Genomic DNA, 6,649 nt, shown 5'->3' with positions numbered 1-6,649 from the left:
CTCCCACCCCCAGCTCTCAGGTACGCTAGCCCCACGCAGGTAGCGTACTAGCTCCACGAAGGGTAGCGTATCCGATCCTGAGGAGACGAGGTAGCTAACCACAGCGAGACCTAAGGACAAACAGCTCCCACTCGTCACAAGAGAAATAACCCAATAGATAGCCCCAGCGGGGTGGCTCTCGGTGAACCGAGGACCACCCCGCTGGGGCTATCTACTGAAGTATAGTACCCTCAGGACATCATCTCGTAGGCCTGCTCGTAGTGACGATAGAAGTGCTTCCAGTCAGCCTCCTTGGCTAGGGTGTAGGCGAGCTTGCGCTGGGCAAGTGCCTGCTCCTTAGGTAGTGCGACCTGGACTCGGATTAGCTCTGCGATGGTAGCGATAGCCTCATCGACATTGGTATCGGTGCGCTCGACGACGTGTACGGGGGGATAGGGGGCTTCGGCATAGGGTGCTTTGGACTCCTCATCCTCGGCCCAGAGACCGAAGCCAGCGAGGTTCGTCGTGATCGTCGGTACCCCGTAGCGGATACTCTCTAGCGGGGTGTAACCCCAGGGCTCGTAGTAGCTAGGGTAGATCGTCAGATCCATTCCCGAGAGGAGGTCATAGTAGGTCTCGTCAAAGATGCCATCGATCCCATTGAGATAGCAGGGGACAAAGACCACCTTCACCCGACCCTCGGGATGGTCAAGCCCCCGGTGACGAATATGGCAGACGGCTCGGTCATGCTCCGTATTGTAGAGCCAGTGGGTGAGGCACGGGTACTGCAGGGGCTGTGTCTGCTCCTCGGCTGGATGAGTCAGTAGGTAGTGGAGGTCCCTTCGTGCGCCCGCCTCCCAGGCGGGGACGAGTAGGAAGGCGACGACCGGACGGCTCCCTCGGTACTTCAGAGCAAAGGCATGTAGCGACTCGATGAAGAGGTCTATCCCCTTGTTGCGATACTCGTAGCGTCCACCGAGCGACACGAAGAAAGCCTCCTCCGTGATCGGGGCATGGTAGAGCTTCGAGGCGACCTCAGCCAGGAGGCGACGAGCTCGTCTACGCTTGGCTAGGAGTGGCGCAGCTAGGGGCGAGTATCCTACGTGGAAGCCGTTGGGCAGGACGATAGGACGGCGACCTAGGAGCTGCTCGGCCTCACGTGCAGTGAGCTTACTGACGGTAGCGAAGACCGTCGCCTCATGGGCTGCAAGCTTCTCTACTGAGTGCTTGGCCTCGACCCCAAGCTCACGAGCCATCTGGTCTCCGTCGTAGTGGCTCATCCAGGCATAGAGCTCCTTGTCATTGCCTGCTATAGACCGTCCCACCGTCGTGGCATGGGTGATGAAGAGGGTATGTATCTCGGGAGCATGGAGCTTGAGGTAGAGTAGCCCCATAGCTGTCTGCCATTCGTTGAAGAGGGCGATATTGGTCTCATCGCCTCGCCACGATACGATACTCTGCATCACACGGCTGGCCGCTAGGGCGAAGAGGCAGGACTCGTCATAGTCCCCATAGCCCTTGTCACTCTCCAGACCATAGGCTCGCCAGATCTCAAAGAAGAGGTCGTCCTTCGTCTCCCATAGAGGGCGGAAGTCGACGAGTACCACTGGAGGCTCACCAGGGACAGCCCAGCGCCCGACACGCACCCTTAGCCCCAGAGAAGGAGCCTGATCCGTGAGCCAAGAGCCCAGCCATCCCTCGTCGGTCTCTACGAAGTCGAGGGGGAGAGCATCTGCATCCCCTGCGAGTAGGGGACCGATGAAGACGAGATGATCGGTATGTCTCTGGGACATGATATCTGCGCGGGACGAGAGGACCGTGTAGATTCCTCCCATCTTGTTGCAGACTTCCCAGCTAGCTTCTAGTATCATAATGCCCAACGAATAAGAGTGAAAAATATGACGTGCTAAGAGGCTCTGCTAAGGCTTCTCCTCTCTCAAAGTTAAACATTTTTTCCTGAATCGGGGTGTGGTGTCTCCAGAAGGTCTAGCTATTAGGTATGCCTAGCTCGGAGACCGCACTCCGAGCCCTGCCTAGACATGGGGCAGGAAGCATAAAAGACGAGACCATGGCAGGGTGGGGATACCACCCAAGCCATAGTCTCGTCTATAGGTGCGCACTCTCCCGTCCTAAGGGGGAGGGCACTTGATGGGGGAAGGGGAACTATTCCTTCTCTAGGGGATTATAGGTGACGGGGATAATGGGCTGCTCAGAGATGTGACGGCGGGGGTACATTCTCTTCAGATAGCCGATGTGGGACTGTCTCTGTGCTGCTTCACGCTTGGAGGCTGCGACGTACTCTTCCCAAGCCTTCTTGAGCACCTCGGGGGTTGCCTCTACGCTCTCTGACTGGGAGGGACGGAAGATATGCTCGCCCTTGGGGGCACGCTCGAAGCCCGTGAGGGTAAACTTATAGTCCTTAGCCTCGTCGTAGAGACAGACGATCAGCCCCGGGAGGCCACCGAATTTATAGGGGCCGTACTTCATGGGGAACTTGTCTGTATACCAAGCGGTGTACTTACGTCCACGATAGGTCGTAGAGGCCTGACGACACTTGTAGCCACCGATCGTGGAGAAGCCATCGAGGAGCTCCCACTTGAGCTTGGGGGCAGACTCGTTGTAGGTATAGAGCTTGGAGCCAACCTTCTCTAGGACCTCCATGTTGTCCGTCTTGTTGTCAATGATCAGGCTAGTGGGGAAGAAGCGACCTTCCTCCTCATACTCCTTGCACTGTGCCGAGATATTTGAGAAGGGGACTCCGTCGTGGGTAGAGATGTCGTAGATGGAGTCGGCCTGCAGGGTCCCATAGTTCACATACTTCCGGCACTCAAGTCCGATCTGCAGTACTTGAGTCCAGATGACCTCTAGGTCGGGAGAGGAGGGTTGGGGATGGTAGGCGATTTCGTAATAGAGACGGTAGACTGCTGAGTCAATAGACAGACGATAGAGTCCTTCTGCGACAGAGCGAGCTGCGCCTTCTTGGGGCTTGCCTCTCTTGATAGTGAGGCGGCGCCATCCTTTGTCTGTCTGAGCGTTGGACTGGTGGCCGAAGCCACAGGCAAAGAGGAGTACGGCGCCTAGTAAGAGGTGGTGTATTGTTCTCATAACGTGTACCGGTATATATTGCGTTTGTGTGTGTGATGGGGTTTCCCCCTCTAATTTCAATGCAAACATACAACCTTTCTGCCAAGAAAGCAAGTTTTAGGGATAATAAATTATTTTAATTTAAGGAGCAACTGGTTTACAGCTTGTTGCAAACTCCCCCCAATACCGCCCAGAGCACCCTCCTACACCCTCTGGCGACACTCCTTCTCCCCTGACGATCATTTTCCTTCCTCACCTACAGCCCTCCCCCACCATTCGGGCGGCTATCGAGGTGGGGGGTGCGGATGAGCCCCAATACATTTCCTCTATCACCCCTTCGGAGAAGACGAGAAGCTCCTCTATATTGGTAAGAATGTATTAGCTCTCACCCCGCAGTGCTAATCTTCGTTAATTATATTCCGTCCCCACTCCCCCCTCGGATTTAAGGAAGGGGGTATCTCTATGCCCAATAGATGTGCTTAGTAGCTCCTATTCTGGCTATCGATCCAGATCGTCACCGGGCCATCATTGACGAGGGAGACCTGCATATCGGCCCCGAAGCGACCGGTACCGACGGGCTTGCCTAGTCGCTCCTGTAGCGTCTGCACTACCTTATTATATAGGGGCTCCGCTTGCTCCCCTCGGGCAGCCCGCAGGTAGGAGGGGCGGTTGCCCTTGTGCGTATCCGCCAGGAGGGTAAACTGCGAGACGACGGTCACCTCGCCCTCGACCTCTAGGACACTGCGGTTCATCACCCCATCCTCATCGTCGAAGATACGGAGCTGGAGTGCTTTGCTCACGAGGTAGTGGATATCGGCCTCGGTATCCTCAGGGGTAATCCCCACGAGGATGAGCATCCCGGGGCGGGAAGTCTCGGCGACGGGTACGCCCTCGATATGGACGCTGACGGATCGGGTACGTTGGATCAAGAATCTCATTGGGCTCTAGGTATGATGTATCAGGGCTATATATTATGGAAGCTCTATATATTATATAATGTATATAGAGGGCGGCTAAGAGGGGGAGCCCTCCTCGTCCTCGGGGTGGAAGGCGGCGTAGAGGAGTCGAGCCTTCGCTGGGCCAATAGCCGTAGTGAGCTCCTCTAGCGAAGCGGAGTTGACGGCCTGCACACTGCGGAAGGTGGAGAGGAGCTCGTCCTTCGTCTTCGGGCCAATCCCCTTGATGAAGTCCAGGCGGGAGGACAGCTGGCTCTTGCTCCGCTTGTCCCGATGGAAGGTGATCGCGAAGCGGTGTACCTCGGCTTGGATCTGCTCCAGCAGGTGAAAGGTCGGGCTATGGTGGCGCACTGGGATCTCCCTCAGGAAGTCCTCCCCATAGAGCAGAGCAGAGGTACGGTGTCGCTCATCCTTGACCAGGCCTGCCACAGGTATCGAGAGGCCTAGCTCGCCAAGCGCCTCACGGATAGCCCCTACCTGCCCCTTGCCTCCATCGGCGAGGATGAGGTCGGGCAGTGCCTCCTCGCTCTCCTGCATACGACGATAGCGTCGGGTGACGATCTCCCGCATCGAGGCATAGTCATCGGGACCCTCGACGGTGCGGATGTTGAACTTGCGGTAATCCTTCTTCGAGGGACGACCTCGCTTGAAGACGACACATGCCGCCACAGGGTCAGAGCCCTGAATATTGGAGTTGTCGAAGCACTCGATATGCATCGGGCTACGCTCTAGCCCCAGTCTCTGGCGCAGGTCTCCCACGACCTGCATGAGGCGCTGGTCGGGGTTAAGTCGCTCGGCACGCTTATACTTGTCCACCTTGTACTGGCGCACATTGCGCTCGGAGAGCTCTAGGAGCTTTTTCTTATCACCTCGCTGTGGGATGGTGATCGTCACGTTGGCATCATCCTGCCATCCGGGGTCTAGGGGCAGGATCAGCTCCTTGGCACGAGAGCCGAAGCGCCGACGCAGCTCGGTGATCGCCGAGGCGAAGAGTTCCTCCCGACTCTCGCCCTCGAGCTGGCTGCGATACTCTAGGGTATAGACCTGAGAGACCATCCCCTGAGTGATATGCATATAGTTCACATAGGTAGCACCATCTCCGTCCTCCTCGAAGCTGAAGACATCTACATTATGTATATGGTGTGGAGCTACGGTATGCTTGACCTGATAGTTCTCTAGGTACTGCAGTCGCTCCTTGTAGATCTGGGCCTCCTCGAAGCGGAGCTCCTCGCTCAGGCGGAGCATCTCGCCCCGATAGAGCTCGATGACGTCCCGGAGGTTGCCACGTAGTAGGGAGGTGATCTCACGGATATTGTGGTCGTAGTCCTCCTGAGTCTGGTAGCCCACACAGGGCGCCTTGCACCGCTTCATGTGGTACTCTAGGCAGACCTTGTACTTGCCCTGAGCTATCTTGTGTGGGGAGAGGTCGAGGTCGCAGGTACGTATCGGGTAGAGGTCACGCACCATCGCTACAGCAGCGTGTGCCATACCGACGTTGGGGTAAGGGCCGAAGTGTACAGACCCGTCCCGAGCAGGTCTACGCTCGACACGTACCCGGGGGAAGGGTTCATGATGGATCACGACCTCGGGGTAGGTCTTGTCGTCCTTGAGGAGGATGTTGTAGCGGGGCTTGTGCTCCTTGATCAAAGCATTCTCTAGGATCAGGGCCTCAGCCTCCGAGCCGACGACGACATACTCTATCCCACGTATCTGACGTACCAAGAGGCGAGTCTTCGCCCCCTGCACCTCGCGCTGGAAGTAGCTACTGACACGTCGGCGTAGGTTCTTCGCCTTGCCGACGTAGATCACCGTCCCCTCCTGTCCGATGTACTTGTAGCACCCAGGGGACTCAGGCAGGGTAGGCAGTATCTTGCGTATCTCGTCGATTGTCATTGGCTCATCTTGTCTTCGGGTTCTCTCCTCTGTTCGTACAAAGATACGTACACCTGAGAGGAGAAGCCCTCTACATCAAACACTCCTAGGGGGCAAAAACGTTCATACCGAGAGCGCACTCACACTCTCGGTATGAACGCTCTCGTGATGTTACTTAGAGCGCCGAGGCGAACATACCGAGAGCGCACTTGCGCTCTCGGTATGTTCGCAAAGCCCCCTCTTAGCACAATTGATACAGAGATAGTTAGCAAATGGGATTTTTGACTTCTCTGCCCCCTCCCCTCCCTTCCATCTTCTCCTACCTAGGTATAGTAAGAGGAGGAGCTGGGAATACAATAGCTATCCCCAGCTCCTAACCGCTATCCAATGGGGATAAGGAAGGGCAGAGGGAGGAGCAGAAGCGAATAGTCAAATCATACAAGTCTAAAGCAAAGAGGCAGTGAAGCATACTTAGTCATAGACGCATACTAGAGACTAAGAGGTAAATAAGTTAGGAAATAACAGCTCGGAGGAGCTAGCGTATCGGGGGACAAACAAGAGCAATGAAGGGATACAGGGACGGGGCGAAAGGATGGTTTAACGGGAAAAGGGTACCTTTGCGGGCAATAAAGACATCATAAGAAGCGTTTTAACCGCAATAACACAGTAATTATATATGAGAACCATTTTATTTGCTCTCCTTACCCTCGTCGCCCTCAGTGGCTGTCGTAAGGAGATACCCACCCCTACCCCCACAC

Annotated in this window: 4 protein-coding genes; all 4 read right to left on the bottom strand. The window is 56.0% G+C overall.

The genetic code is table 11. The features are described from left to right. Positions 1-230: 230 nt before the first annotated feature. A complete protein-coding gene (locus tag QZ170_RS08940) occupies positions 231-1,850 on the bottom strand; it encodes a glycogen/starch synthase (protein ID WP_297180134.1) in 1,620 nt (539 codons plus the stop codon). Positions 1,851-2,142: 292 nt separating this feature from the next. Continuing rightward, a complete protein-coding gene (locus tag QZ170_RS08935) occupies positions 2,143-3,084 on the bottom strand; it encodes a GLPGLI family protein (protein WP_297180131.1) in 942 nt (313 codons plus the stop codon). Between the two features lie 458 nt (positions 3,085-3,542). Next, positions 3,543-4,001, bottom strand: a complete 459-nt coding sequence (gene dtd, locus QZ170_RS08930; protein ID WP_297180129.1) for a D-aminoacyl-tRNA deacylase — start codon at positions 3,999-4,001, stop codon at positions 3,543-3,545. Between the two features lie 75 nt (positions 4,002-4,076). Continuing rightward, positions 4,077-5,912, bottom strand: coding sequence for an excinuclease ABC subunit UvrC (uvrC, locus tag QZ170_RS08925; protein ID WP_297180127.1), 1,836 nt, complete (start codon positions 5,910-5,912; stop codon positions 4,077-4,079). Between the last annotated feature and the right edge of the window lie 737 nt (positions 5,913-6,649).

The organism is uncultured Porphyromonas sp., from assembly GCF_905372525.1.
GTDB lineage: Bacteria > Bacteroidota > Bacteroidia > Bacteroidales > Porphyromonadaceae > Porphyromonas.
The sequence above is the reverse complement of the archived record's forward strand: the minus strand, read 5'-3'. Positions and strand labels throughout refer to the sequence as shown.

What these genes read in the sequence shown, in the direction of transcription:
- QZ170_RS08940 (WP_297180134.1), bottom strand. Translation starts at nt 1,850, where the DNA reads ATGATACTAGAAGCTAGCTGGGAAGTCTGCAACAAGATGGGAGGAATC.
- QZ170_RS08935 (WP_297180131.1), bottom strand. Translation starts at nt 3,084, where the DNA reads ATGAGAACAATACACCACCTCTTACTAGGCGCCGTACTCCTCTTTGCC.
- dtd (WP_297180129.1), bottom strand. Translation starts at nt 4,001, where the DNA reads ATGAGATTCTTGATCCAACGTACCCGATCCGTCAGCGTCCATATCGAG.
- uvrC (WP_297180127.1), bottom strand. Translation starts at nt 5,912, where the DNA reads ATGACAATCGACGAGATACGCAAGATACTGCCTACCCTGCCTGAGTCC.